The organism is Devosia sediminis, from assembly GCF_016411825.1.
GTDB lineage: Bacteria > Pseudomonadota > Alphaproteobacteria > Rhizobiales > Devosiaceae > Devosia > Devosia sediminis.
On the sequence record NZ_JAEKMH010000002.1, the window covers coordinates 1032044 to 1055297 of the forward strand.

The window sequence follows — 23254 nt, forward strand, 5'->3', positions numbered from 1 at the left end:
ATCATGGCCGAGGCGCAGTCCCACCATAGGCAAAAAGCAGCCCGGCTCATCGCCGGGTTGCTTATGCTCGGGGCGGCGCTCCTGGCGATCGCCATGCTGTCCCTGGCGACCGGCGCTCGCGCCATTCCGCTCGAAACGGTCTGGGCGGCGCTCACCGCCTACGATCCCAATTCCACCGAACACCGGATCATCTGGGATCTTCGGCTGCCTCGCACCATTGTCGGCCTGCTCGTCGGCGCTGCCCTGGGCCTGTCCGGCGCGGTCCTCCAGGGCGCCACGCGCAATCCGCTGGCCGATCCGTCCATCCTCGGCATCAATGCCGGCGCGGCCCTGGCCGTCGTTCTCGGGGTCGCCGTGCTCGGTATGACCCAACTCTCGCTCTATGTCTGGCTGGCCTTTATCGGCTCCGGTGTCACCATGCTGGTGGTCTATTCCGTGGCCTCGCTGGGCCGCGAAGGCGCCACGCCGGTAAAACTGGCTTTGGCCGGCGCCGCCATCACGGCCGTATTGCAGTCGATCATCAACGGCATCCTGCTCACCAGCCCGCGCACTCTCGACGAGGTGCGCTTCTGGCAGGTCGGCTCACTCTCGGGTCGCGACATCGACATCGTGCTGCAGGTCGCGCCTTTCCTAGCCATCGGCATGGTGCTGGCGCTCGGCAGCGCCCGCATGTTGGACGGCTTGTCCATGGGCGATGACGTCGCCCGAGCCCTCGGCCAGCGCATTGGACTGTCGCGCGGCCTTGCCGGCCTTGCCGCTGTCATCCTCGCCGGCGGTGCCACCGCTGCCGCCGGTCCCATCGCCTTTGTCGGCCTCACCGTGCCCCATGTCGCCCGTGCCATCACCGGCCCCGGCTACCGGTGGATTCTGCCGTATTCCATGCTGATGGCGCCCATTCTGCTGCTCGGCGCCGACGTCATCGGCCGCGTCATCGCCCCGCCGGGCGAAGTGCAGGTGGGCATCGTCACCGCCTTTATCGGCGCCCCCTTCTTCATCGCGCTGGTTCGGCGCCGCAAGCTGGCCGCGCTATGACCCATGTGATCGACGCCGCCCGCATCGCCGCCGTTCGCCAGGCTGCCGCCACGCGCCGCCAGGTTGTCGTGGCTGGCCTTGTCGCGGCGCTCTGCGTCGCCTTCGCACTGGCCATGTATCTGGGCGACTATCCCGTCGCCGTGCCGGGCATCATCCAGTCGCTGTTTTCGCCCTTCACCGGGCTCGTCGATCGCGGCGTGGATTTCATCGTCCTCCAGGTCCGCCTCCCGCGCGCCGTGCTCGCCGTGCTGTCCGGCGCCAGCTTCGCTCTGGCTGGAATCATTTTCCAAACGCTTCTGCGTAACCCCTTGGCCAGCCCCGACATTATCGGCATCGCTCATGGCGCCAGCGCCGCTGCGGTCTTTGTCATCATCGTGCTCGGCTGGTCGGGTCTTGCCGTATCCTTCGGCGCCTTTGCCGGCGCCGTGCTCACGGCCCTCGCCATCTACCTCCTTGCCTGGCGCAATGGCGTGACCGCCTTCCGCGTCGTTTTGATCGGCATCGGCATGGCCGCCATGCTGGCTGCGGTGATTTCCTATCTCTTCACCCGCGCCCGCCTCAATGAAGTGCAGGAGGCTATGGCGTGGCTGGTGGGCAGCCTCAATGCCTCGCGGCCCGGGGATTCCATCGTGCTCGGCGGCGCCATGCTGGTACTGGTGCCCCTGATGGTGGCGCTGTTGCGCGGCCTCGATGCCATGGAACTGGGCGACGACACCGCCAAATCACTCGGCGCGCGAGTGGAATTCACCCGCCTCGGCCTTATGCTGGTGGCCGTGGGCTTCGCCGCTTTCGCCACCGCCGCCGTCGGCCCGGTCGGCTTTGTCGCCTTCGTCTCGGGTCCCTTGGCGCGCACGCTGCTCAATGGGGCAGGGCGCGGCTTCCTCCAGGCGGCGCTGGTCGGCGCGCTGGTCATGCTGGTCTCCGACCTCATCGCTCAGCACCTCCTCCCCGCGGTGCAACTGCCCGTGGGTGTCGTTACCGGTGCCTGTGGCGCCGTCTTCCTGCTATGGCTGCTTATGGCCTCCGGCCGTTCGGGCCGCGTGAATTGATCTGAGAGAAACGACATGTCGGTAAATCACACACTCATGGCCGCAGGATTGGACCTCGCCTATGGCGAGCGCCAGATCGTTTCCGCCCTCGATATCTCTCTGCCGCCGGGAAAACTCACGGTCATTGTCGGCGCCAATGCCTGCGGCAAGTCCACCCTGCTGCGCGGCCTTGCCCGCCTGCTCCCGCCACAGCGCGGCGCCGTCTATCTCGATGGCAAGCCCATCCACCAGATGCCGACGCGCGACGTGGCGACCATTCTCGGCGTCCTCCCGCAAAGCCCCATCGCGCCCGACGCCATCTCCGTGGCCGACCTCGTCGGTCGTGGCCGCTATCCGCACCAGAGCTGGTTCCGCCGCTGGACATCCGAGGACGACGCTGCCGTCGCCGAGGCCCTCACGGCGACGGACACCGCCGAACTGGCCGATCGCCCGGTCGACGAACTCTCCGGCGGTCAGCGCCAGCGCGTCTGGATCGCCATGGCCCTGGCGCAGGAAACCGATCTTCTGTTGCTCGACGAACCGACGACCTTTCTCGACATCAACCACCAGGTTGAAGTCCTCGACCTCCTGACCGACCTCGTCCGCCAGCGTGGACGTACCGTCGTCGTGGTGCTGCACGACCTCAATCTCGCCTGCCGCTATGCCGACCACATCGTCGCCATGAAGGCCGGCCGCATCGTCGCCGAGGGTCGCCCGGTCGACGTCATGACCGAGGCCGTCGTCGCCGATGTCTTCGGCATGACTTCACGCGTCGTCGTCGACCCGGTTTCCGACACCCCGATGATCGTGCCCATTGGTCGTCACCACGTCGAACGGGCAACCGCCATCCCCGCATAATCAAGACGTTACCGCGACTTCTGGAACATTTTTCCGTCAATCTTGTTGACGGGAAAAGAGGTCGGCCATGCCACGCTACTATTTTGATATCCATGACGGGGAACGTCTGGCGGTCGACCATGTCGGCACCGAACTGGACGACTTGTCCAGCGCGCGCGATGAAGCGACCCGCACGCTCTCCGAGATCGGTGCCGAAGAAATTCCCCGCGATGGGCCGCATCGCGAATTCGCCATTGCAGTGCGTGATGACAGTGGGAACGTTCTGTTCGAGCTGCGCCTTACCTTTCACACGCGTTCGTTTTAGACTTCTTTTCTAACCGGGACTCGCCATGCAAGAGCCTTTGGACGTCCTCATCGCCAAGCTTGCTTCGATTGGTCGCCTCTTGCCGGAATACGAAACGGCAATTCGCCAATTGCCCATTCGTGTCTCCCAGCTCGATCGCGGCGATGACGCCGTGATGGAGGGCCAGATCATGGGCCACTGCTGCGTGGTGATCGAGGGCCTGCTTCAACGTCACAAGCATATGCAGGACGGCAGCCGGCAGATACTCTCCTTTCACCCGGCGGGCGACATCCCCGACCTGCAGAGTCTGCACCTGCGCAAGGTCGACTATACCCTTTCAGCAACCACGCCGACCACGATCGCGACCATCCGCCACTCGGACATGCAGGCCATGCTGCGCAAGCATCCCGGTCTCACCGACCTCTTCTGGCGCGATACCCTTGTCGATGCCGCCAAATTCCTCACCTGGATGATGTTGATTGGCCAGGCCTCGGCCGAGGCTCGCATGGCCCATCTCTTTTGCGAGATGTTCATGCGTCTCAAATCCGTCGGCACCATCGACAGTTTCGAGTTCCCATTCAAGGTAACACAGTCGGATCTGGCCGACGCGCTGGGCATGTCCATCGTCCACGCCAATCGCACCTTGCAGGAGCTGCGGTCCGCCGGATTGCTGATTTTTGCCAGTGGTCAGGCAGAGATTTTGGATTGGCCGCGTCTCAGCGAGCTTGGCCAGTTTGATCCCGCCTATCTGCACCTGGCCGACGAATAGCCACGCAAAAAATCATTATCGTGGAACCTGATTAACCTATGTGAATCGGTCTTCCGTCACTGCGCCCTAGAAGTTGTGTTCGGGGATTCTAATGTGACCGTGACCACTTTCCGCGATTTGCGCGTACTCATCGGCGAAGACGAACAGATGCTGGCCATGGACCTGGCCGAGCAGCTTTCGGCGCTTGGCGCCGAGGTTGTGGGCTCTGCCAACACCGTCTCGCAATTGGAAGCCTTGGCTGCCGATGGGCTGGGAGGCGCCAATGCGGTGGTTCTCGACATCAAGCTTCTGGACGGCCCTGTCTTCTCCGTTGTGCCCCAACTCGAAAAGCATGGCGCGGCCGTGGTGTTCTGTTCCGGCTATCAGGTGCAGGAACGTCCCGAGGAATTGAGCCACATTCAATGGCTCGGCAAACCCGCGCAGGCCGAGGACATCGCTCGCGCGCTATGTCAGGCGGTTGACGCTCGGAGAGACTATCAGATTGACTAGCGTGCTCAGCGCTCCCCCTGGTACAGACCCCGTCGAACGCTTCCTCCACAGGCTCGCCAAGTTCGAACCTCTGGAGGCCGAGGCGCGTGACGCCCTCCGTCGGGCCATCGTGCGGGGCCCTCTGGTGCCGCCCTATCAGGAAGTCCATGGCGAATCCGTGCCCGATGTCGTCGTCCTGCTCAGCGGCTGGGCCTGCCATTTCCAGATGCTGGGCAATGGCAAGCGGCAGATTTCAACGCTGGTCGTGCCCGGCGATTTCGCCGATTTCGGTTTCCTAACCGGTAGCGCCGCCGATATTCAATACGTGACGACTGCGCCCAGCCAGTTCGGCCGTATCCGTGCGCGTCAGTTCAGCGAGCTGACTGAGCAGTTTCCCAGCATCATGCGCGCCACGCTTAAAGCCGCCGCCATGGAAACGGCGATCGGCCGCGAGCGCCTGATCAGCCTCGGGCTGCGCACCGCCATCGAGCGCCTGGCCCATCTCATCTGTGAACTGTGGTGGCGCCTCTCCGTCGCCGGCCTTGTCGGTCCCGACAACAGTTTTCACCTGCCCATGACCCAGGCCGAGCTCGGTGCGGCTTTGGGCCTGTCGACCGTACATGTCAATCGCACCCTGCAAGCGCTGCGCCGGCGCGACATTATCGGCCTCCAGGGCGGCAAGGTGCATATCCACGACCTGAAATATCTCACCACGCTGTCGAGCTTCGACGCCGGCTACCTCACGGGCGCAGCCCCGAGCCGTGCAACCTGAGCATCATCCAAGCAGTTTAACCCACGTTAATGGCGACAGCGGCATGACTTGCTAACGTCCCTGTCCAAAGACAGGAATGTACATTGCCCTCATTTAAGATCATCGATCTCCGCTCAGGCATCATTGAGCCGGAAGTTCATACCGAAGCCCGGTCGCCCGAAATGGCAGCCGAACAGGCGCTCGGTCTCAAGCTCGTTCGCGCGGGAAATCCCAGGAACCTTGTCTGTCGCGTCTATTGGCAGGAGGCCACCAATACCAACATGGTTCGCCTCTACAGCAAGTCCGAACACCCCCGCTAGCGTCCCAGCACCTTGTCCATCCAGCGGACGGTTTCCACCGCCATGGTCTTCATGTGGTCTGCGGCGGAAAAGCCGGATACCGCCTTGCGCGGCTTGAGGTCGTGGTCTCCATCCTCGAGCCAGAGCATGTCGATTGCCGGCGAAAGCGCATAGGCGCTGACATCTTCCTTAGTGCCGAATGGGTCCCGTGTGCCTTGGACGATGAGGGCAGGGGCCTTCAATCCTTCCAGATGTGCCGTGCGCAACTGCTCCGGCTTGGCCGGCGGGTGAAACGGATAGCCAAGGCACACCAGCCCGGCAATGCGCCCGGCCTCGAACAGCGGGTCTGCCACCATGCTGGCCACCCGTCCGCCCATCGATTTTCCCCCGATGAACAGCGCGCCGCTGGTCGGTCCCAGCGCCTCCACCGCGTCGAGAAATTCCGGCATGACCTTCTCCGCCTTGGGCGGAGGCTTGCGCTCGCCAACCCGCCGCGCCGCCATGTAGCCGAACTCGAAACGGACAATGCGCAACCCCTCGGCGACCAGCGCAGCCGTGGCCGCATTCATTGCCGCTGAATCCATCGCGGCGCCGGCGCCATGCGCCAGCAGCAGCGTCAACCGGGCATCTTCTGGTCCGTCAGACAGCAGATCCATCAGCAAACTCTCCGTCACACGACCCAATGCGAGGCGGTCCTCGGGGTCAATCACTTTGCGTGCTTCCAAAGGAACCACTTGTTAACGTCTGGCGTTCCCTGGACCTTGATGGAGGCCGACATGAATCTGAATTGGATGAACCTGACTCAACCCCAGAAGCGCGCTTTGGCCATTCTGTGCGACGAAGGCCCGTGCCCGCTTCCGGCCGAGCTTGGTGAGCAGCTCATCAATCTCGGTCTGGTCGAACGCGCGGAAGGCCAGCTCTTCTGCGTCAGTGCATTGGGCGCGACGGTCCCCCCGACCACGCTGCACTGATTGTTTCGCGACCACGATGGATGTTCCCCGTTCCTGCGGGGAGCCCATCGCCGCGCGCATTGACTCCATCTTAGTAGTGGAACAAAATAGGAACACCCAGTCCCGAGGGCGCTATGACCGAAGCGACCATCCTCCATGCCGATCTTGATTCCTTTTACGCCTCGGTCGAGCAATTGCTCAATCCCGAGCTGCGCGGCAGGGCCATGGCGGTTGGCGGCGGGGTCGTTCTGGCCTGTTCCTATGAAGCCAAGGCTTTTGGTGTCCGTGGCGGCATGTCGGGCCGCAAGGCCAAGGAACTCTGCCCGCACCTGATTTTCGTCCACGGTCATTTCGACCAGTACCAGCGCCTCGGCGACGCCGCCATCGACGTCATGCGGGACTATACGCCGGTCATCGAGCGCATCTCCATCGACGAAGCCTTTGCCGATGTTGCCGGCTGCACCCACCTTTTCGGTTCGCCCGAGACCATAGCCGTAACCATCCGCAAACGCGTCCGCGACGAGTTGGGCCTGCCCATTTCCGTGGGCGTTGCCCGTACCAAGCACCTGGCCAAGGTGGCTTCGCAAGTTGCCAAGCCCGATGGGCTCGTCGTGGTCCGGCCCGGCACCGAGCTTGAATTCCTCCACGACCTCCCGGTTGGCCTGATGTGGGGCGTCGGTCCGGTCACCGAGCAGAAACTGCGTGACGAGGGTATCACCACGATCGGTCAACTGGCCAATACGCCGGGCAAATCCTTGCGCGGCCTCCTGGGCGAAGCCGTCGGGGAAAAACTCGCCGACCTCGCTTGGGATCGCGATACGCGTTCGGTCGAAACGCGCCATTCCGCGCGCTCTGCCGGAGCGCAGTCGGCTTTGGGCCGCAAGCCGGCCACCGAGTCGACCTACAAGCCGACGCTGCGGCACCTGGCCGACCGCGTCACCTCGCGCCTGCGCGCCAAGTCGCTGGTCGGCCGGACGATCACGGTGCGCATCCGCTTTGCCGACATGCGCTCCATCACCCGCTCCTCCACCCTCGACGCCCCGATTTCGGCAACGGTCATCGTCGCCGAGGTCGCCGAGGAGTTGGTGCGTACGGCTCTCGCCGAGTACCCGCGCGAAAAGACCATCACGCTCCTGGCCATTTCGGTTTCCCATATCGGCGCGCAGCCGCAGATCCAGCTCGAACTGCCCCTCGGCCTCGTGGACGAAAAGCATCGTCCCGGCACCCGTCAGGGTCTGGCCCGCTGGTCCGCCGACCGGGCCATGGACAAGGCCCGCACACGTTTCGGCCGTGAGTCGATCGGCTATGCGATCACCCAACTCGAGGGCCGCAAGTCCGTGCCCGATGCCTTCCGCGAACTGGCGGAGAAGAACCTGTAGCTGCCCAAGACGCAGCGCCGCTTGACCCTTTCCGGCAATCCGCATTGACTGTTCGCAACGACCAAGGCGGGGCAGGGGCATATGCGTTTTCTCCTATCGGGACTCAAATGGCTGCTGGCCGTCCTGCTCGTGGCGGTTCTCGGACTCGCGCTCTGGCTGGTTGTGGCCCCGCCCGCCGTCATCCGCGTCGCGTCGGGCTATGCCGCCAAGATTGTCTGCTCCAATGTCCATATTGCCGGGCGCGACGCCGGCGACGTCATGACCAATGATGTCCAGGCTCCGGGCCACTGGCTCTTGCGATACATGGCGGTCGACAACGACCCCGAAGCGCGCACCACCAGGGTGGCTTTGCTGGGCCTCTTCGGGCGGAGCGTTGCCGTGGCCCGCGATGGCCTGGGCTGCGTCTCCCTTCCGGGCGGTGCCACTGCGCAGTCTGCCGCGCTCGCCCCGCTGTCACCCGCATCTGCTTCCGCTGAGCTGCCTTGGCCGGGTGGCAATGCTGCGCCACTCGCCACAGATCCCCTTGTCGCCGCCATTCTCGATGACCCAGCCCTGACCGGACCCGGCATGCGTGCGGTCGTTGTTGTCAGGGACGGTCAGCTCGTCGCCGAGCGCTATGCTTCAGGGTTTGATGCATCGACCCCGCTCCTTGGCTGGTCGATGACCAAATCGGTCACGGCGGGTCTGATCGGAACCCTGGTCGGCGCGGGCCGGATGGACGTCGCGGCCACCAACCTCTTCGAGGCTTGGGAGGCGGATGAGCGGGCGCGGATTTCGGTGGCCGACCTCATGTCCATGTCCTCCGGGCTCGAGTTCAACGAAGATTATGGCGATGTCACCGACGTCACTCGCATGCTGTTCCTCGAGCCTGACATGACGGAGTTTGCCGCCGACAAGCCGCTGCGTGCTCCCGCCGGGGAAGCGTTCAGCTATTCGAGTGGCACTACGGTCCTGCTGTCCGCCCTCTGGCAGGAGGCTGCCGGCGGTGGGGAGGCGGCCCTTGCGTGGCCGCGCCTGGCGCTGTTCGACCCCATCGGCATGAGCTCCGCCGTTCTCGAGACCGACGCTGCCGGCACCTATGTCGGCTCATCTTTCCTCTACGCCACGGCCCGCGATTGGGCCCGCTACGGCCTGCTCCTGCTCGACGATGGCGTGTGGAACGGCAACCGCATCCTTCCCGAAGGCTACGTGTCCTGGATGTCGGAACCGGCCCCCGCATCAAATGGCCTCTATGGCCGGGGACAGGTCTGGATGCAGGGTCCCGGCGATGACGAGGCGGGCGAGGTGGCGCTCGGCATACCCGCCGACGCCTTCTGGATGCTGGGACATGATGGCCAGTCCATCGCCGTCATCCCGTCCGCCGACATGGTTGTCGTCCGCCTCGGCCTCACCCCATCGGGTCTGGGCTATCGGCCCGAGCCCATGGTCGGTGCGCTGGTCAAGGCGCTCGCCGGTACATAGCCAGGCCCTCCACGTCCTGACTCGCCCTGTCAAAAATACCTGCTAAGCATCTGGCTCCCACCCGGCAGGTTTCCATGCTTCAGTCCCATCAGCGCCTCTATCTCCTGCAATTCATCTTCGCTCTCTCCATGGGCGCGTTGCTGGCCCGCTTGCCGGATCTGCAGGTCGAGTTCGCGCTGACCGAGGGGCAACTCGGGCTCCTGTTGATCACCATGTCCTGCGGCGTGCTCGCTGGCCTTACTTTCCTCGGGCGCACCGTGGAGCGGATCGGCGCCCGTACCACCACCTTCATCACCATCTTCGGCGCATCGACCCTCTACGCCCTCGTGCCCTGGATGCCCTCTGCGCTCTGGGCCGCTCCGCTGCTGTTCATCGCCGGGGTCCTGGCCGGGGCCCTGGAGATCAACGCCAATGTCGAGGCCGATCGCCACGAGGCTATCCTCGGCCGCCGCGTCATGAGCCGCGTCCACGGCATGTGGAGTCTGGGCTTCTTCGTAACGGCGCTGATAGCCGCCGTCCTGCGCCAGGCCGCGGTCTCGGTCGAACTCCACATGGCCATCATACTGGCCGTGGTCGTGGTTTCGGGTCTCTTCGCATTCTGGAACATGCAGACGGCGCCCCGTCGTCCGGGCGACCATGACAGCGACCATCCACCCTTCGCCTTCCCCACTTGGGGCATGCTGCCGCTCTGCCTCATCGGCGCGGCACCGCTCTGGGTCGAAGGGGCAGGGGTCGATTGGTCGGCCATCTACATGCGCGATATCTTTGCCGTAGAACCCTTTATCGGCGGCCTCAGCGTCACGCTGTTCTCGCTCGCCATAGCCATCGGCCGGCTGGGCATGGACCCTGTGGTCGATCGTTTTGACCCGCGCCGCGTGGCCTTCATGCTGCTGTCGCTCGCCTCCGTGGGTCTCGTACTCGTCGTCACCGCGCCGGGGCCGGTCGTGGCGCTCATCGGCTTTGCCGTTGCCGGTATCGGCTGTTCGTCGGTCTATCCGCTGGCCATTTCAGCCGCCGCCCGCCGCACCGACCGCCCCGCTGCCGTCAATGTCGCGGCCCTGAGCCAGATGACCTTTTTCGTGTTTTTCGCCGGTCCGCCGCTGCTCGGCTACATCGCCGAGCACTTTGGCATCCGCTTTTCCTACCTCGTCATCATCCCGGTCCTGCTCGCGGCCCTGGCGGCGACTCGCGTGCTGGATCGCAAGAGCTGAACACGCACGCGCGGACGCAACTTCCGCAATGCATCGCTCATCAGCAAGGTGAGGAAACTTCAGTATGTGTCTGGAGGTCTTGGTACGCCCAAGGGGAATCGAACCCCTGTTTACGCCGTGAGAGGGCGTCGTCCTGACCGCTAGACGATGGGCGCACGGTCTTCGATCTGGCTTCCGCACCTGCATCGAAAGCAGGGGGAAGGTGGTACGCCCTAGGGGAATCGAACCCCTCTCTGCACCGTGAAAGGGTGCCGTCCTAACCGATAGACGAAGGGCGCATCAGTTCGATGGGCGTCGTATAATGGGGTGGTTTTGATTGTGCAACCCCGTTTGCATTGAACCCATGAGGTTTTTTTCTGGCGAGCGAGTTATCAACAGCCCGAGAAGGTGACGGGACGCCGATAACCCCTCGGGCGGTCACGCACATCCACATGGATGAAGTTGCGGCCGGGATAGCAGCCAAGCCCGCCAACGCCGTCCATGCTCATTGCAAAGGCGATGAGTTCCTGCTTGGACACGCCCGGAATGTAGAAATCCGCCGCCATGCATTTGGTGTGGTACGAATTGTCCGCGCCGCCGGCCGCCGCATTGTGGAAAGCGTTGCGATAGCCCGAATTCATCACGATGCGCTTGCCGAACTTCCCCTCGAATTCCCAGATCACGAAGCGCAGCTTGGGCGAGATACAGAGCGCGTTGACATTGTTCGACGACACATAGGTGCCCCAGTCCTGCCGGAGGCCCGAATAGCCGGCGCCGCTGCCGCTGGCGAACATGGCCATGGGCAGGCACCCGGCCAGCACCAGGGTGGAAACAACGAGAATGGCGAGGGAGCGAGCGAGGCGAAACATGGCGATCTTCCCGTGGCGTGTCGCATTCGCAACAGGCAATGGGTCTTGGGGTTCGATCGCTAAAATTAGAGAGGTTTCGCTAACCCCGCGCTAAGCGGCAGGGTTAGCGGAGCGTTAATTGCGCCGGCCTGGTCCGGATGCTCTACCAGCTACCGGTATTGGGCATCGAAGCCCAGGGCTCCTGCGGCGGCAGGTGGCCGTCCTGGATCAGCTCGATCGAAATGCCGTCGGGCGAGCGGACAAAGGCCATGTGGCCGTCGCGGGGCGGGCGATTGATGGTGACGCCCATATCCGAGAGGTGCTGGCAGAGCCCATAGATGTCCTGCACCCGATAGGCGAGGTGACCGAAATTGCGGCCCCCCGCATAGGGCGTCGGGTCGGGATCCCAGTTATAAGTCAGCTCCACTTCGCCGCCGGCATCGCCCGGCGCACGCAGGAAAATCAGGGTGAAGCGGCCTTTTTCGTTCTCGGTCCGGCGGACTTCCTCGAGACCGAGGCCCTCGCAATAGAATCGGAGGCTTTCCTCGACATCGGTGACGCGCACCATGGTGTGCAGGTATTTCAAGGCAGGTCTCCTTTTTGGGCAATCGACCATGGGGTAACAAGCCCGGCGGCACCCCGCAAGAATTGCTCCAATTGAGCTGTCAACAAAATCGCAACACCTTCTTAACTTTTGGTGCTGAATCGGCCAGACTGATTTGGTCTTGTGAGGAGTACCCGCTTGCGGCGGGCGAGTGAAAAGGCGTTTGGCATGGGGGCTAAGGGCAACGACGAGGGCGATACCGTCCATCTGACGGACGCCGGGCAGACGCAGCGCGATGACGTCGCGTCGTCTGGTGCGTCGACTGCCGCCGATACCATCGAGGTGGTCGGCAGCATCAAGTGGTTCGATGCCGGCAAGGGTTTTGGCTTCATCGTCCCCGACAACGGCATGCCCGATGTCCTGCTGCACGTGACCTGTCTCCGCCGCGACGGCTATCAGACGGCCTATGAGGGCGCCCGCATTGTGGTCGAGGCACTCAACCGTCCTGGTGGCCTCCAGGCCTTCCGCGTCGTCTCCATGGACGAATCGACCGCCCGCCATCCCTCGCAGCTTCCCGCGCCTCGCACCCATGTCGTCGTCGAGGCGACCTCGGGCATGGTCCGGCTCGAGGTGAAGTGGTTCAATCGCATTCGCGGCTTCGGCTTCCTGTCAGCTGGCGAAGGCACGCCCGATATTTTTGTCCATATGGAAACATTGCGCCGTTTCGGCATCACCGAACTGCGCCCCGGCCAATACGTGCTGGTGCGCTATGGCCAGGGTCCGAAGGGGCTCATGGTAGCCGAAATCCGCCCCGATGGCTGGGGCGACGCCCCGTCTTCACACTAAGGGGCACGTTAGCGGTGCTTGAGGTCAACAGTCTGCTGGCAAATTCCGCCCCGCCGCGCCCCGCTGCGCGATTATTAGCTGTTGCTGCCGTTCTGGCTGTAAGCCTGCCCCTCGTCGCCTGCACAGCCGACGACACCCAACTCACCATCCAGTCCGACGGTGGGGAACACCGCTTCACCGTAGAAGTCGTCGATACGCCCGAGAGCCGGGCGCGCGGCCTGATGTATGTTCAGGAACTGGCCGACGACGCCGGAATGTTGTTTGATTTCAAGGAGGAACGTCCAGTTTCCTTCTGGATGCGCAACACCTATATCCCGCTCGACATGCTGTTCATCGAGGCCGACGGAACGGTGCTCAACATTCACGTCAACGCCCGGCCGCACGATACCACGGGCATCCCTTCGGCCGGTCCGGTGCAGTTTGTCTTGGAAATTCCCGGCGGACGCTCTGAGGAACTGGGTATCGAGGCGGGCGACCAGGTCACCCATCCGCGGATCACAGCCGCGCAATAACCATGCAGTCGATCACGGCCCAAAGGTGCAGGCTCGCGCCCGCGACCACGAAGACATGCCATAAGGCATTCTGAAACTTGAGCTTTTCCCACAGATGGAAAATAATGCCGGCCGAGTAGGTGACGCCGCCGGCCAGCAGCAGCCACAGCGTAGACGCGGGCAGGGCCTGTCCGAGCGACTGGAAGACCAGCACGCCGCTCCACCCGATGGCGAGATAAAGCACGATCGCCACGCGCCCGAAGCGCTGCGGCACGATCAGTTTCAGCGCCACGCCAACCAGCGACGCACCCCAGACGAGGCTCATCATCACGATGCCAGTCGAGGTGCCGCCCAGCACCGCCAGGAAGGGCGTGTAGGAGCCAGCGATGAACAGGAAAATCGCCGCTTGGTCGAGCCGGGCAAGGTAGTGCTTGACCGGCGAGGCCGGCCACATGTTGAAGGCCAGCGACACGCCCAGCACGACGACAAGGGTGGCGACATAGACCATGAGGGCCGGAAACGCTTCCGGCGCCGTGTGCATCAGGGCCAGGGTGAGCAGGATCGAACCTGCCGCAATGGCAACGACCAGTCCAAGGATGTGCACGGCCGCATCCGCAACGATCTCGGCAGTCGAATAGCGCCGGCGTTCCGGAATTTTCAAAGCTGGTCGAGATATGGCCGGGGTCATCATCCTTCCTCCTTGCCCCTATCGTGTGGCGCGGATGTGACCAGAACCTTTCTTTGCGGCGGCACTTGCTGCCAGCGTAAAGCGGCTGCCAAGTTTTCTGGTGAACAACCCGTTGCGGCGCGCAGGCACGCTTGACGGGTAACTCTGGCGTTACTTTATAGCGCTCATGAGCCGCAAGACCAAAGCCCCCATCGCCATCTATTCCGCCCTCGCCGACGCCACGCGGTGCCGCATCGTCGAGATCCTGCTCAGGGGCCCGATCCCCGTGCATACGCTGGCGGATGCCTTCTCGATCAGCCGTCCGGCCATTTCCCGACACCTCCGCGTGCTCAAGACCGCTGGCTTGGTCGCCGAGGTCAAGAAAGGGCGCGAGAACCTCTACGCCTTACGCCCCGCAAAACTCGGCGTTGCGACGGCCTGGATCGGCACGATTGTCTCGCCGCAAGCGGCCGACGATGCCGTGCCAGAGGTCGCGATCGAGCAGCCACGGGTCGCGATGCCCGAGGTGAACTCCCCGCAGCCGGCCATCACTGCCGAGCCAGTTGCTGCGGCGCAGAGCGAGGCACAACCTGAAGCTGATTCCAGGCCGCCCGCACTTCCAGCGGCCAGGCGCCAGAAGGCGGACAAGGCCGACAAGGCGCGCGCCGTGCAGCCGGAGCCCGCAATCAACCAGATGGGTTTCGATTTCTAGAGCAGCGGAGCGGGCAGGGGGTCGATCAGCGCGTGCTCGATCCAGTTCGGCTCGAATGCGGCGGATACGGTGCGTTCGAAATCGGCAGGTGTCCACATGATCTGGCTGGGGGACAGCAGCCCCTCCACGGCGCCGAGCGCGGCCCTTGCGCCGAGGGCAAACGGCCGGACTGTGTGCCCGCTCGCTTGCGAGGCAGCCAGCGCAGCGCCGATATCCTTCCGCTGGTCCCCGATATACCAGATCACGTCATTGCGTCTGACATCCCGACCGATGCCATCAAGCGCGGTCAGGATCGAATCAGGCCAGGGCTTTCCGCGAGTCACGTCCTCGCGGAATACGGCGGCGTGGAAGTACTTCTTGAGGTCGAAGGTTTCGAGCACATCGTGGCCGTAGCCGCGACCCAGTCCGTTGCTGACCACTCCGAGCAATACGCCTTCCGAGCGCAGCCGTTCGAGCACGTTGCGCATGGTCTGGCAGGGCACCAGCATCTGGTCGACGCTTTTGCGCCGAACCTTATGAATAGCCCTATGTACCAGGAGCTTGGGAGCCGTCTGGGTGTTCAGCCTGCTGCGTCGCGCCAAGCGGAAACGCGCCACCAGACGCCCGCCCCGATGTGAGCAATCGTCGAGGAATTCGAGCATCTGCAAGACGCGCGGATTGACGTGGTGCACCAATGTTCCATCGAGGTCGAAAAGCACGATGGTCGGTCGGTTTGCAATGTCAGCCAGTGGATCAGCCCCCGTTGGTCCAGGATGGTAAACTGGACCAAAACGCCCGTGGGGACAACCCTGGAGGCCGAGACACCGACCCGAGCGGTGCAGAAATCGGCCGGCTGCTTTCGCCAAGTCACTGAAAACAGGATGAAATGGCGATCCCGACAGGACTCGAACCTGTGACCTTCAGCTTAGAAGGCTGCTGCTCTATCCAGCTGAGCTACGGGACCGCACGGCGCCTGTTTAACGCATTTTCACGACAAGGCCATAGCCTGTATCACGCCGCAGGCGCCTCCTCCTTGCGGGGATGGCCGGTGCTGGCGCGAACGATCAGGTCGGAATTGAGCACGATGCGGAGCTGGCCAGGGCGGTGATCGAGTTCATCGAGCAGGTCGATCAGCGTCTCGGCAGCCATGCGGCCCAGCATTTCCCGAGGCTGCCGCATGGTGGTGAGCGGCGGCGAATAGTGCGGCGCCACGCCCAGATCGTCGAATCCGACCATGGATATATCGCGCGGACACTCGATGCCGTGCTGCCGCAACCCCGAGAGAAAACCGATGGCCGATTCGTCGTTGGCGGCGAAAATCGCCGTCGGCCGTTCGGCCAGCGCCATGAAATGCGCCGCGGCCGCAAACCCGCTCTCCATTTCGAAATTGCCCCGGAACATCCAGTCCTGTCGCAGCGGCAGGTCGGCGTCGCGCAGAGCCTTGGTGAAGCCGGCGAGCCGCTCGCGCGTCACCACGTTATGCTCGGGCCCGAGCAGGTGACCGACTCGGCGATGCCCGAGGTCGATCAGGTGGCGCGTTGCGCGCTCCGCCGCCTGCATATTGTCGGTGAGCACCATATGGAAACCCGAATTGGGGATTTCCTCGCACGCCACCACAAGCGGCACGGAATAGGGGGCGGTCGAGAGGGTGCGCAGTGTCGCGACGTCGAGCGACCCGTCGAGCAGCAGCAAGCCATCCGCCCTGTTGGAAAGCATGTATTCCTGCAAGCGCCGGGCGGGTTCGTGCGCAAGAAACAGGTTTGCCACCAGCACGCCATAGCCGCGATTGGTGGCTTCTCGCTCGATGGCGTCGAGGATCGACGAGAAGAATGGATTGCGGATATCGGGCAGCGCCACGAGGATCGTTTTCGCCGTTCTCTGGCGCAGCGAGCGGGCCGTCTGATTAAGCGTGTAACCGGTTACACGAATGGCCTCCGAAACGCGTGCGCGGGTGCCCTCGCTGACCCTGTCCGGGCTCGACAAGGTGCGGCTGACCGTGGCCGTGGATACATTCGCAAAACGCGCAACATCTTGAATTGTTGGCGTTTTCTTGAGCTCTGTCATCGCTGGCAGCGCCCCCTCTTCGCCGTCAGTAACCCAATTGGTCTAAATCGATCTTGACATCTCCGCAAGGCTTGTATGAAACTCCTGAAATCGATTGCACAACCAGTTTGGAACGTGTAGTGCAATCGATTACACACAGTCGTGGGTTTGCTCTGTTGGAGGAACAGCCATGCGACTGGTGCATCGCTGGGGCGCTTAGCTCCTCGTGTTCGTTGGGAGGACAACCTATGAAAAAGTTTGCAGTGGTTGCCGCTATGGCAACCGCTTTCCTCGGCTCCACGTCTGCTTATGCGGTGGATCTGGAAGTGACCCACTGGTGGACGTCGGCTGGTGAAGCCGCCGCCATCGCCGAATTCGCCAAGCTCTTCGAAGAGCAGACCGGCAATACCTGGGTCGACTCGGCTCTGGCTGGTTCGGGCACCGGTGCCAACCCCGTCATCATCAGCCGCATCATCGGCGGTGACCCGATGGGCGCCACCCAGATGAACACCGGCCGCGACGCCGAGGAGCTCATCCAGGCCGGCCTGATGCGCGACCTGACCCCGATCGTCGAAGAAATGGGCGGCCTCGACTTCTACGTCGACCAGTCCCTGCTCGAGCCGTGCACCTACGAAGGCAAGATCTACTGTCTGCCGATCAACATCCACTCGTGGGACTGGCTGTGGCTCTCCACCGCTGCCTACGAAAAGATCGGTCAGCCCGTGCCGACCACCTGGGACGAGTATGTGGCCTCCTGGCCGGCTCTCCAGGAAGCCGACATTCTGCCCTTCGGTCTCGCGACCGGCTGGCCGATTTCCGGCGTCCCGGGCGTGCTGATGTCCGGTATCGGTGGTTCGGACCTCGTCCTCGCCATCAACCGCGACAAGAGCGCCGATGCCGTTCGTGGTCCGGAATTCCGCAAGGTTGCCGAAGCCATGGACGCTCTGCGTCAGGTTATCTCGCCGGAAATGATGGTCCCGTCCTTCGGTGACGTGGGCAATCAGCTCCTGGCTGGCGAAGCTGCCGGCAACATCCACGGCGACTGGCTCGCTGGCGACCTGCAGATCGCAGGCGGCGTCCCGGGCGAAGACTATGAATGTCTCCCGGCTCTCGGTCTGGGCGACCAGCTCACCGGTGGCGGCGACTCGTTCTACTTCCCGGTTCTGCCGGAAGGTACCGATCCGGCTGTGATCCAGGCTCAGGCCGATCTGGCCAAGATCCTGATCTCCCCCGAAGGCCAGCTAAACTTCAACCTGGTCAAGGGCTCCATGCCGATCCGTACCGACATCGACCTGTCGGGTGCCAACCCCTGCATGCAGAAGGCTATCGGCATGCTCGGCAACGGCCTCCTGCCGTCGGGTGACTTCGCGCTCTCCAGCGATACCCAGCAGCAGTTCCAGGATCTGAACATCGAGTTCCTCGACGACGACAGCATCACGGTCGATGACTACATCGAGCGCTATGCCACGATCATCGAGCAGGCCGACTGATCCTGACTTAAGTCTGGCGGGGCCATGGCCCCGCCTTTTAATATCCGGTGGTCGGCCTTGATCGACAAGGGCGACCACCATCCTTATGGAGAGCACCAATGGCGGAAACTGCCGTTCGGATGGAAGCGGGGGAGCGGACTACGACCCGGCCCGGTTTTCTGTCCAGGATCTTCCTGCACAATTTGCCCGCCAAGATCGCCGCGCTGCCGATGGTGTTGACCGTCCTCGTGGTCTTTGTTGGCTGTACGATCTGGACGATCTATTATTCCTTCACCAATTCGAAGCTGCTGCCCACGGGCAAGTTCGTCGGCTTTGACCAGTATGAGCGTCTGTTCGCGACCTCGCGCTGGAACGTGTCGGTCTGGAACCTCGTGGCCTACGGGTCCATGTCGCTGGTCTTCACCCTGGTGATTGGCTTCATCCTGGCCGTCCTCATCGACCAGAAGATCCGCTTCGAAAGTGCTTTCCGCACGATCATGCTCTATCCCTTCGCCCTGTCGTTCATCGTGACGGGCCTCGTCTGGCAGTGGATCATGAACCCGACGCTGGGCCTGCAGGGTACGCTGCGTAACCTGGGCTGGGAAAACTTCACCTTTGACTGGATCGCCAACCCGCGCATGGTGCTGTTCGCACTGCTGATCGCCGGTCTCTGGCATGGCACCGGCTTCTGCATGGTGCTGATGCTTGCCGGTCTGCGCGGCGTTGACGAGGAAGTCTGGAAGGCGGCGCGCGTCGACGGCATCCCGACCTGGCGCACCTATGTGTCCATCGTCCTGCCCATGATGCGCGGCGTTCTGATCACCGCCATTGTCATCATCGGCTCGGGCATTGTCCGCCTCTACGACCTCGTGGTGGCGCTGACCAATGGCGGCCCCGGGATTTCCTCGGAAGTGCCCGCCAAGTACGTTTTCAACTACATGTTCTCGGGCGGCAATATCGGCCAGGGCCTGGCCGGCGCCACCATGATGCTGCTGACCGTCCTGATCATCATGATCCCGTGGGCCTACCTCGAATTTGGCGGAAAGGGCCGTCGCGCATGAGCCAGACAGCAACCATGACCGGCCAGCCGGCCGTGGCTCAGGACACCAGCGGTCCGCGCGGCCCACGTCCCAAGCCGTTCTTTACGCCCAAGAAGGTCATCCTCTATACGGTGCTGGTCTTCTTCTCCCTCTACTACCTGTTCCCGCTCTACGTCATGGTCGTGACCTCGCTCAAGACCATGCCGGAAGTCCGCTTCGGCAACATCTTCGCGCTGCCGACCGCTCCCAACTTCGACGCGTGGGTAAAGGCATGGACCAGCGCCTGTACCGGCCTCAACTGTAATGGTCTGGCCCCCGGCTTCTGGAACTCGGTCAAGATCACCATCCCTTCGACCATCGTCTCGATCTTCATTGCGGCGGTGAACGGCTACGCGCTCGTCAACTGGCGCTTCAAGGGCTCGGAAATCTTCTTCTCGATCCTCATCTTCGGCTCGTTCATCCCCTATCAGGTGATGCTCTACCCGCTGGTGATGATCACCCGCGAAATGGGAATCTTCGGCACGCTCCAAGCCGTGATCATCATCCACACCGTCTTCGGCATGCCGATCCTGACGCTGTTGTTCCGCAACTACTTCGCGTCGCTGCCGCAGGAACTGTTCAAGGCGGCCCGTGTGGATGGGGCAGGGTTCTGGCGTATCTTCTTCGAGATCATGCTGCCCATGTCGCTGCCGATCTTCGTAGTCGCCATCATCCTGCAGGTAACCGGCATCTGGAATGACTTCCTGTTCGGCGTCGTCTTCGCCGGCACGCAGAACTATCCGATGACGGTCCAGCTCAACAATATCGTCAACTCGGCCCAGGGCACGCCCGAATATAACGTGAACATGGCCGCAACCGTTCTGACTGGCCTCGTGCCGCTCACGGTCTATTTCGTATCCGGCAAGTGGTTTGTCCGCGGCGTTGCCGCCGGTGCGGTGAAGGGGTAACCGAATGCAACACAGCGTTTCCATCCGCGATCTTTCGCTCAACTTCGGCAATGTGAAGGTCCTCGAACACCTCAACCTGGACATTGCTCAGGGCGAATTCATCGTGCTGCTCGGGCCCTCGGGTTGTGGCAAGTCGACCTTGCTCAACTGCATCGCTGGTCTCCTGGATGTCTCCGACGGCCAGATCTTCATTTCGGGCAAGAACGTCACCTGGGAAGAGCCCAAGGACCGCGGCATCGGCATGGTGTTCCAGTCCTATGCGCTCTACCCGCAGATGACGGTCGAAAAGAACCTCAGCTTCGGCCTGCGCGTCGCCGGCATGCCGAAGGCGGAAATCGATCAGCGCGTGCAGCGCGCTGCCGAAATCCTGCAGATCCAGCCGCTGCTGCAGCGCAAGCCGGCCAATCTCTCCGGTGGCCAGCGCCAGCGCGTCGCCATCGGCCGGGCCCTTGTTCGTGACGTGGACGTGTTCCTGTTCGACGAGCCGCTGTCCAACCTCGACGCGAAACTCCGCTCGGACCTGCGCGTCGAGATCAAGCGCCTGCACCAGCGCCTCAAGAACACCATGATCTACGTGACCCACGACCAGATCGAGGCTCTGACGCTGGCCGACCGCATCGCCATCATGAAGAATGGCGTGATCCAGCAGCTCGCCGATCCGCACACCATCTATAACAAGCCCACCAACCTCTATGTGGCGGGCTTCATCGGGTCGCCGTCGATGAACTTCATCACCGGCACGCTGGATGGTGCAAACTTCACGGCCAATGACGGCACGGTGATCCCGGTCGGCGCCTACCAGTTCGTCTCATCGGCTCCGACGGGCTCCACCAAGGCTGTGCTCGGTGTTCGCCCGGAACACATCTTCATCGGTGATGAAGCCCAGGGCATGCCCTACAAGGCCACCGCGGAGATCGAGATCGTCGAGCCCATGGGCTCGGAAACCCTGGCCTGGACCAAGGTCGCCGGCATCCCGGTCACCTTCCGCTGCTCGAGCGATATTCCGCTCGCCGCCGGCGACACTGTGACCGTCGGCTTCGACATCGCGCGCGGCTCCTTGTTCGACGCCGGTACCGAAAACCGTCTCTAACGTCTTCCCAATGGCGCCCCATGGGGCGCCGTTTTCCTCATGATCCGGCAAACGCTTACTTTTGCGGCAGTCGATCTGTCCGGGCGCGGCGACGCCAGCCCCTGGCCAGGCTATCTCCCGGTCCGACGCGACACCGCATCCACACTGTCCCATAAGAGGCCAAAAATGACCGTGCTGTCATTCCAGCTCTATAGCGCCCGCAACTATCCCAACCAGTCCGAGTTCTTCGCCAAGCTGTCGTCGCTGGGCTACACCCAGGTCGAAGGCTTCGGCGGCCTTTACGCCGATGCGCCGGCGCTCGCCGCAGAGCTCAAGAAGAACGGCCTCGCCATGCCGACCGGCCATTTCGGCCTCGACCAGCTTCAGGATACCGACAAGGCGCTCAAGATTGCCGAGACCATCGGCATGAAGCGGCTCTATTGCCCCTTCATCATGCCCGACCAGCGCACCGCCGACGATTCCGGCTGGATCAAGCTTGCCGAAACGCTCGCTGCCATCGGCGAGAAGGTCACCGCCGCCGGTTACGGCTTCGGCTGGCATAACCACGACTTCGAATTCGTGCCGACCACGTCGGGCCGCCTGCCGATGGACATCATCCTGGAAACCGCGCCCAAGATCGAATGGGAATGCGACGTTGCCTGGGTCATCCGCGGCAAGGCCGATCCAGTCGCCTGGTTCGACAAGTACGGCTCCCGCATCACGGCCGTCCACGTCAAGGATCTGGCTGCCCCGGGCGAGAACCCCGAGGAAAGCGGCTGGGCCGACGTCGGCCATGGCGTTGTTGGCTGGGACGACCTGATCAAGACCGTCCAGGCCAAGACCAAGGCCCAGTACTTCGTCGCTGAACACGACAATCCGACCGATGCCGTGCGCTTCGCCACGCGCTCGATCGCAACCGCCAAGAACTGGAAGTAAGCCAAATGGCAAAGACCTATGGCGTCGGCATCATGGGTGCCGGCAATATCTCCTCGGCCTATCTGCGCCTCGCGCCCCTGTTCAAGGGGCTCGAGGTCCGCGCCGTGGCCGACATCCGTCCCGAAGCCGCCAAGCTGCGCGCTGACGAGTTTGGTGTGAAGGCTCAGACCCCGGACGAGTTGCTCAAGAACAGCGAACTTGATGTCATCGTCAACCTGACCATTCCTTCGACCCACTATCAGGTGTCGATGGATATCATCTCGGCCGGCAAGCATTCCTATTCGGAAAAGCCCTTCGTGCTGACCCTCGAAGAGGGCCTTGCCCTCAAGAAGGCAGCCGATGAGCGTGGCCTCAAGGTTGGCGCGGCGCCCGACACCTTCCTCGGGGGCGCGCATCAGCAGGCCCGCGAGATCATCGACTCGGGCAAGCTCGGCAAGATCATGAGCGGCACCACCCACGTCATGAGCCGTGGCATGGAGCACTGGCACCCCAATCCGGATTTCTTCTTCCAGGTTGGCGGCGGCCCGATCCTCGATCTCGGTCCCTATTACATCACCGATCTCGTGCATCTTCTGGGCCCGGTGAAGCGCCTCTCGGCGTTTACCAACATGGCCCGCGCCGAGCGCATCGTCTCGGCTGATGGTCCCTACAAGGGCTCGACCATCAAGGTCGGCACCCCGACCACCATCCACGGCGTGCTTGAATTCCACTCCGGCGCCATCATCACCATCGGCGCGAGCTGGGACGTGGCGGCCCATGGCCACCACAATATCGAGCTCTACGGCACCGACGGCTCCATCTTCGTGCCCGATCCGAACTTCTTCGGCGGTGACCTTGTCACCACCGGCATCGAAGGCGTCCGCACACCGGTCGAGCCTTGGGACCATCCCTTCGGCAAGCCCAACCAGGATCTCGACAAGGACCACCCGCGCGCCAACTACCGTTGCGCCGGCCTTGCCGACATGATGCAGTCCATCGACAATGGCCAGACCGCGCGCTGCGGCCTCGACGTCGCGCTGCATGTCGTGGAAGTCATGACCGGCCTTCTCAAGGCCGGCGAGACTGGGCAGGTGCTGACCCTGCAGACCACCTGCGAGCGTCCGCTTGCCCTCGGCATCGAGGAAGCCAAGGCCTTGCTCAAAGCCTGATGGGCGTACCTCATTGACAGGCCGCGGAGGCCGGTCAACACTGCGAA

At 63.1% G+C, this 23254-nt stretch carries 27 protein-coding genes and 3 tRNA genes; 21 read left to right on the top strand and 9 right to left on the bottom strand.

Features of this window, described 5'->3' with window-relative positions; all coding sequences use genetic code 11:
• Window positions 1–3: 3 nt before the first annotated feature.
• The 8 genes from JEQ47_RS12230 to JEQ47_RS12265 all read left to right on the top strand — a co-directional run bounded on the left by JEQ47_RS12230 (window position 4) and on the right by JEQ47_RS12265 (window position 5509).
• Entirely contained in the window at window positions 4–1032 is a 1029-nt protein-coding gene (locus JEQ47_RS12230; RefSeq protein WP_198876670.1) for a FecCD family ABC transporter permease, read from the top strand.
• Window positions 1029–2081: a FecCD family ABC transporter permease gene (locus JEQ47_RS12235; protein ID WP_198876671.1), complete on the top strand. Its 1053-nt coding sequence runs from the start codon at window positions 1029–1031 to the stop codon at window positions 2079–2081. The genes JEQ47_RS12230 and JEQ47_RS12235 overlap by 4 nt, the downstream gene beginning before the upstream one ends.
• Window positions 2082–2096: 15 nt before the next feature.
• Window positions 2097–2918, top strand: a complete 822-nt coding sequence (locus JEQ47_RS12240; protein WP_198876672.1) for an ABC transporter ATP-binding protein — start codon at window positions 2097–2099, stop codon at window positions 2916–2918.
• Window positions 2919–2985: 67 nt separating this feature from the next.
• Complete coding sequence (locus tag JEQ47_RS12245; RefSeq protein WP_198876673.1) at window positions 2986–3222, top strand: DUF6894 family protein; 237 nt, start codon at window positions 2986–2988, stop codon at window positions 3220–3222.
• Between the two features lie 25 nt (window positions 3223–3247).
• Window positions 3248–3970 carry a Crp/Fnr family transcriptional regulator gene (locus JEQ47_RS12250; RefSeq protein WP_198876674.1) on the top strand — a complete coding sequence of 241 codons (723 nt, stop codon included), beginning with the start codon at window positions 3248–3250 and terminating at the stop codon, window positions 3968–3970.
• Between the two features lie 93 nt (window positions 3971–4063).
• Window positions 4064–4459, top strand: coding sequence for a response regulator (locus JEQ47_RS12255; protein WP_198876675.1), 396 nt, complete (start codon window positions 4064–4066; stop codon window positions 4457–4459).
• A gap of 1 nt (window position 4460) precedes the next feature.
• The gene (locus tag JEQ47_RS12260) at window positions 4461–5210 is read left to right on the top strand and encodes a Crp/Fnr family transcriptional regulator (protein ID WP_328768986.1); all 750 of its coding nucleotides are present in this window, start codon (window positions 4461–4463) and stop codon (window positions 5208–5210) included.
• 83 nt (window positions 5211–5293) lie between these two features.
• The gene (locus JEQ47_RS12265; protein ID WP_198876677.1) at window positions 5294–5509 is read left to right on the top strand and encodes a hypothetical protein; all 216 of its coding nucleotides are present in this window, start codon (window positions 5294–5296) and stop codon (window positions 5507–5509) included.
• Here the strand turns inward: JEQ47_RS12265 and JEQ47_RS12270 are convergent.
• Window positions 5506–6144, bottom strand: a complete 639-nt coding sequence (locus JEQ47_RS12270; RefSeq protein WP_198876678.1) for an alpha/beta hydrolase family protein — start codon at window positions 6142–6144, stop codon at window positions 5506–5508. The genes JEQ47_RS12265 and JEQ47_RS12270 overlap by 4 nt on opposite strands.
• Before the next feature lie 120 nt (window positions 6145–6264).
• Here JEQ47_RS12270 and JEQ47_RS12275 point away from each other — a divergent pair, with 120 nt between their 5' ends.
• From JEQ47_RS12275 to JEQ47_RS12290, 4 genes are all read left to right on the top strand, one after another.
• The gene (locus JEQ47_RS12275; RefSeq protein WP_198876679.1) at window positions 6265–6459 is read left to right on the top strand and encodes a hypothetical protein; all 195 of its coding nucleotides are present in this window, start codon (window positions 6265–6267) and stop codon (window positions 6457–6459) included.
• A 113-nt stretch (window positions 6460–6572) separates the two neighbouring features.
• Window positions 6573–7817, top strand: a complete 1245-nt coding sequence (gene dinB / locus JEQ47_RS12280; protein WP_198876680.1) for a DNA polymerase IV — start codon at window positions 6573–6575, stop codon at window positions 7815–7817.
• A gap of 81 nt (window positions 7818–7898) precedes the next feature.
• The gene (locus JEQ47_RS12285; RefSeq protein WP_198876681.1) at window positions 7899–9278 is read left to right on the top strand and encodes a serine hydrolase domain-containing protein; all 1380 of its coding nucleotides are present in this window, start codon (window positions 7899–7901) and stop codon (window positions 9276–9278) included.
• A 74-nt stretch (window positions 9279–9352) separates the two neighbouring features.
• A complete protein-coding gene (locus JEQ47_RS12290; protein ID WP_198876682.1) occupies window positions 9353–10489 on the top strand; it encodes an MFS transporter in 1137 nt (378 codons plus the stop codon).
• An 80-nt stretch (window positions 10490–10569) separates the two neighbouring features.
• On the opposite strand, the gene JEQ47_RS12295 is transcribed toward JEQ47_RS12290, so the two are convergent.
• The 4 genes from JEQ47_RS12295 to JEQ47_RS12310 form a co-directional block, all read right to left on the bottom strand.
• A tRNA-Glu gene (locus JEQ47_RS12295) sits at window positions 10570–10644 on the bottom strand.
• A 48-nt stretch (window positions 10645–10692) separates the two neighbouring features.
• Window positions 10693–10767: transfer RNA gene (locus tag JEQ47_RS12300), tRNA-Glu, on the bottom strand.
• Between the two features lie 93 nt (window positions 10768–10860).
• Entirely contained in the window at window positions 10861–11337 is a 477-nt protein-coding gene (locus tag JEQ47_RS12305; protein ID WP_198876683.1) for a YcbK family protein, read from the bottom strand.
• Between the two features lie 142 nt (window positions 11338–11479).
• Window positions 11480–11902: a VOC family protein gene (locus JEQ47_RS12310; protein ID WP_198876684.1), complete on the bottom strand. Its 423-nt coding sequence runs from the start codon at window positions 11900–11902 to the stop codon at window positions 11480–11482.
• A 186-nt stretch (window positions 11903–12088) separates the two neighbouring features.
• Here JEQ47_RS12310 and JEQ47_RS12315 point away from each other — a divergent pair, with 186 nt between their 5' ends.
• On the top strand, window positions 12089–12706 hold the full coding sequence (locus tag JEQ47_RS12315; RefSeq protein ID WP_198876878.1) for a cold-shock protein: 618 nt from the start codon (window positions 12089–12091) through the stop codon (window positions 12704–12706).
• Window positions 12707–12720: 14 nt separating this feature from the next.
• The gene (locus JEQ47_RS12320; protein ID WP_328768898.1) at window positions 12721–13218 is read left to right on the top strand and encodes a DUF192 domain-containing protein; all 498 of its coding nucleotides are present in this window, start codon (window positions 12721–12723) and stop codon (window positions 13216–13218) included.
• Here the strand turns inward: JEQ47_RS12320 and trhA are convergent.
• Entirely contained in the window at window positions 13202–13885 is a 684-nt protein-coding gene (gene trhA, locus JEQ47_RS12325; protein ID WP_198876685.1) for a PAQR family membrane homeostasis protein TrhA, read from the bottom strand. The genes JEQ47_RS12320 and trhA overlap by 17 nt on opposite strands.
• Before the next feature lie 166 nt (window positions 13886–14051).
• Here trhA and JEQ47_RS12330 point away from each other — a divergent pair, with 166 nt between their 5' ends.
• Window positions 14052–14576, top strand: a complete 525-nt coding sequence (locus JEQ47_RS12330; protein ID WP_198876686.1) for an ArsR/SmtB family transcription factor — start codon at window positions 14052–14054, stop codon at window positions 14574–14576.
• Here JEQ47_RS12330 and JEQ47_RS12335 read toward each other — a convergent pair.
• The 3 genes from JEQ47_RS12335 to JEQ47_RS12345 form a co-directional block, all read right to left on the bottom strand.
• On the bottom strand, window positions 14573–15274 hold the full coding sequence (locus tag JEQ47_RS12335) for an HAD hydrolase-like protein (RefSeq protein ID WP_198876687.1): 702 nt from the start codon (window positions 15272–15274) through the stop codon (window positions 14573–14575). The genes JEQ47_RS12330 and JEQ47_RS12335 overlap by 4 nt on opposite strands.
• Window positions 15275–15442: 168 nt before the next feature.
• A tRNA-Arg gene (locus JEQ47_RS12340) sits at window positions 15443–15519 on the bottom strand.
• 47 nt (window positions 15520–15566) lie between these two features.
• Window positions 15567–16619: a LacI family DNA-binding transcriptional regulator gene (locus tag JEQ47_RS12345; RefSeq protein ID WP_198876688.1), complete on the bottom strand. Its 1053-nt coding sequence runs from the start codon at window positions 16617–16619 to the stop codon at window positions 15567–15569.
• Window positions 16620–16846: 227 nt separating this feature from the next.
• On the opposite strand from JEQ47_RS12345, the gene JEQ47_RS12350 reads away from it, so the two are divergent.
• The 6 genes from JEQ47_RS12350 (at window position 16847) to JEQ47_RS12375 (ending at window position 23207) form a co-directional block, all read left to right on the top strand.
• Window positions 16847–18088: an ABC transporter substrate-binding protein gene (locus tag JEQ47_RS12350; protein WP_198876689.1), complete on the top strand. Its 1242-nt coding sequence runs from the start codon at window positions 16847–16849 to the stop codon at window positions 18086–18088.
• A gap of 119 nt (window positions 18089–18207) precedes the next feature.
• On the top strand, window positions 18208–19128 hold the full coding sequence (locus tag JEQ47_RS12355; RefSeq protein WP_198876880.1) for a carbohydrate ABC transporter permease: 921 nt from the start codon (window positions 18208–18210) through the stop codon (window positions 19126–19128).
• On the top strand, window positions 19125–20054 hold the full coding sequence (locus JEQ47_RS12360; RefSeq protein ID WP_198876690.1) for a carbohydrate ABC transporter permease: 930 nt from the start codon (window positions 19125–19127) through the stop codon (window positions 20052–20054). The genes JEQ47_RS12355 and JEQ47_RS12360 overlap by 4 nt, the downstream gene beginning before the upstream one ends.
• A 4-nt stretch (window positions 20055–20058) precedes the next feature.
• The gene (locus JEQ47_RS12365) at window positions 20059–21144 is read left to right on the top strand and encodes an ABC transporter ATP-binding protein (protein WP_198876691.1); all 1086 of its coding nucleotides are present in this window, start codon (window positions 20059–20061) and stop codon (window positions 21142–21144) included.
• Window positions 21145–21309: 165 nt separating this feature from the next.
• Entirely contained in the window at window positions 21310–22059 is a 750-nt protein-coding gene (locus tag JEQ47_RS12370; RefSeq protein WP_198876692.1) for a sugar phosphate isomerase/epimerase family protein, read from the top strand.
• Between the two features lie 5 nt (window positions 22060–22064).
• The gene (locus JEQ47_RS12375; protein WP_198876693.1) at window positions 22065–23207 is read left to right on the top strand and encodes a Gfo/Idh/MocA family protein; all 1143 of its coding nucleotides are present in this window, start codon (window positions 22065–22067) and stop codon (window positions 23205–23207) included.
• The last annotated feature ends 47 nt before the right edge of the window (window positions 23208–23254 follow it).

Excerpts from the sequence above, each read along its gene's own strand:
- JEQ47_RS12245 (WP_198876673.1), top strand. The coding sequence starts at position 2,986 with ATGCCACGCTACTATTTTGATATCCATGACGGGGAACGTCTGGCGGTC.
- JEQ47_RS12370 (WP_198876692.1), top strand. The coding sequence starts at position 21,310 with ATGACCGTGCTGTCATTCCAGCTCTATAGCGCCCGCAACTATCCCAAC.
- JEQ47_RS12365 (WP_198876691.1), top strand. The coding sequence starts at position 20,059 with ATGCAACACAGCGTTTCCATCCGCGATCTTTCGCTCAACTTCGGCAAT.
- JEQ47_RS12285 (WP_198876681.1), top strand. The coding sequence starts at position 7,899 with ATGCGTTTTCTCCTATCGGGACTCAAATGGCTGCTGGCCGTCCTGCTC.
- JEQ47_RS12355 (WP_198876880.1), top strand. The coding sequence starts at position 18,208 with ATGGAAGCGGGGGAGCGGACTACGACCCGGCCCGGTTTTCTGTCCAGG.
- JEQ47_RS12290 (WP_198876682.1), top strand. The coding sequence starts at position 9,353 with ATGCTTCAGTCCCATCAGCGCCTCTATCTCCTGCAATTCATCTTCGCT.
- JEQ47_RS12235 (WP_198876671.1), top strand. The coding sequence starts at position 1,029 with ATGACCCATGTGATCGACGCCGCCCGCATCGCCGCCGTTCGCCAGGCT.
- JEQ47_RS12350 (WP_198876689.1), top strand. The coding sequence starts at position 16,847 with ATGAAAAAGTTTGCAGTGGTTGCCGCTATGGCAACCGCTTTCCTCGGC.
- JEQ47_RS12270 (WP_198876678.1), bottom strand. The coding sequence starts at position 6,144 with ATGGATCTGCTGTCTGACGGACCAGAAGATGCCCGGTTGACGCTGCTG.
- JEQ47_RS12345 (WP_198876688.1), bottom strand. The coding sequence starts at position 16,619 with ATGACAGAGCTCAAGAAAACGCCAACAATTCAAGATGTTGCGCGTTTT.
- JEQ47_RS12330 (WP_198876686.1), top strand. The coding sequence starts at position 14,052 with ATGAGCCGCAAGACCAAAGCCCCCATCGCCATCTATTCCGCCCTCGCC.
- trhA (WP_198876685.1), bottom strand. The coding sequence starts at position 13,885 with ATGACCCCGGCCATATCTCGACCAGCTTTGAAAATTCCGGAACGCCGG.
- dinB (WP_198876680.1), top strand. The coding sequence starts at position 6,573 with ATGACCGAAGCGACCATCCTCCATGCCGATCTTGATTCCTTTTACGCC.
- JEQ47_RS12275 (WP_198876679.1), top strand. The coding sequence starts at position 6,265 with ATGAATCTGAATTGGATGAACCTGACTCAACCCCAGAAGCGCGCTTTG.
- JEQ47_RS12305 (WP_198876683.1), bottom strand. The coding sequence starts at position 11,337 with ATGTTTCGCCTCGCTCGCTCCCTCGCCATTCTCGTTGTTTCCACCCTG.
- JEQ47_RS12250 (WP_198876674.1), top strand. The coding sequence starts at position 3,248 with ATGCAAGAGCCTTTGGACGTCCTCATCGCCAAGCTTGCTTCGATTGGT.
- JEQ47_RS12240 (WP_198876672.1), top strand. The coding sequence starts at position 2,097 with ATGTCGGTAAATCACACACTCATGGCCGCAGGATTGGACCTCGCCTAT.
- JEQ47_RS12230 (WP_198876670.1), top strand. The coding sequence starts at position 4 with ATGGCCGAGGCGCAGTCCCACCATAGGCAAAAAGCAGCCCGGCTCATC.
- JEQ47_RS12315 (WP_198876878.1), top strand. The coding sequence starts at position 12,089 with ATGGGGGCTAAGGGCAACGACGAGGGCGATACCGTCCATCTGACGGAC.
- JEQ47_RS12375 (WP_198876693.1), top strand. The coding sequence starts at position 22,065 with ATGGCAAAGACCTATGGCGTCGGCATCATGGGTGCCGGCAATATCTCC.
- JEQ47_RS12360 (WP_198876690.1), top strand. The coding sequence starts at position 19,125 with ATGAGCCAGACAGCAACCATGACCGGCCAGCCGGCCGTGGCTCAGGAC.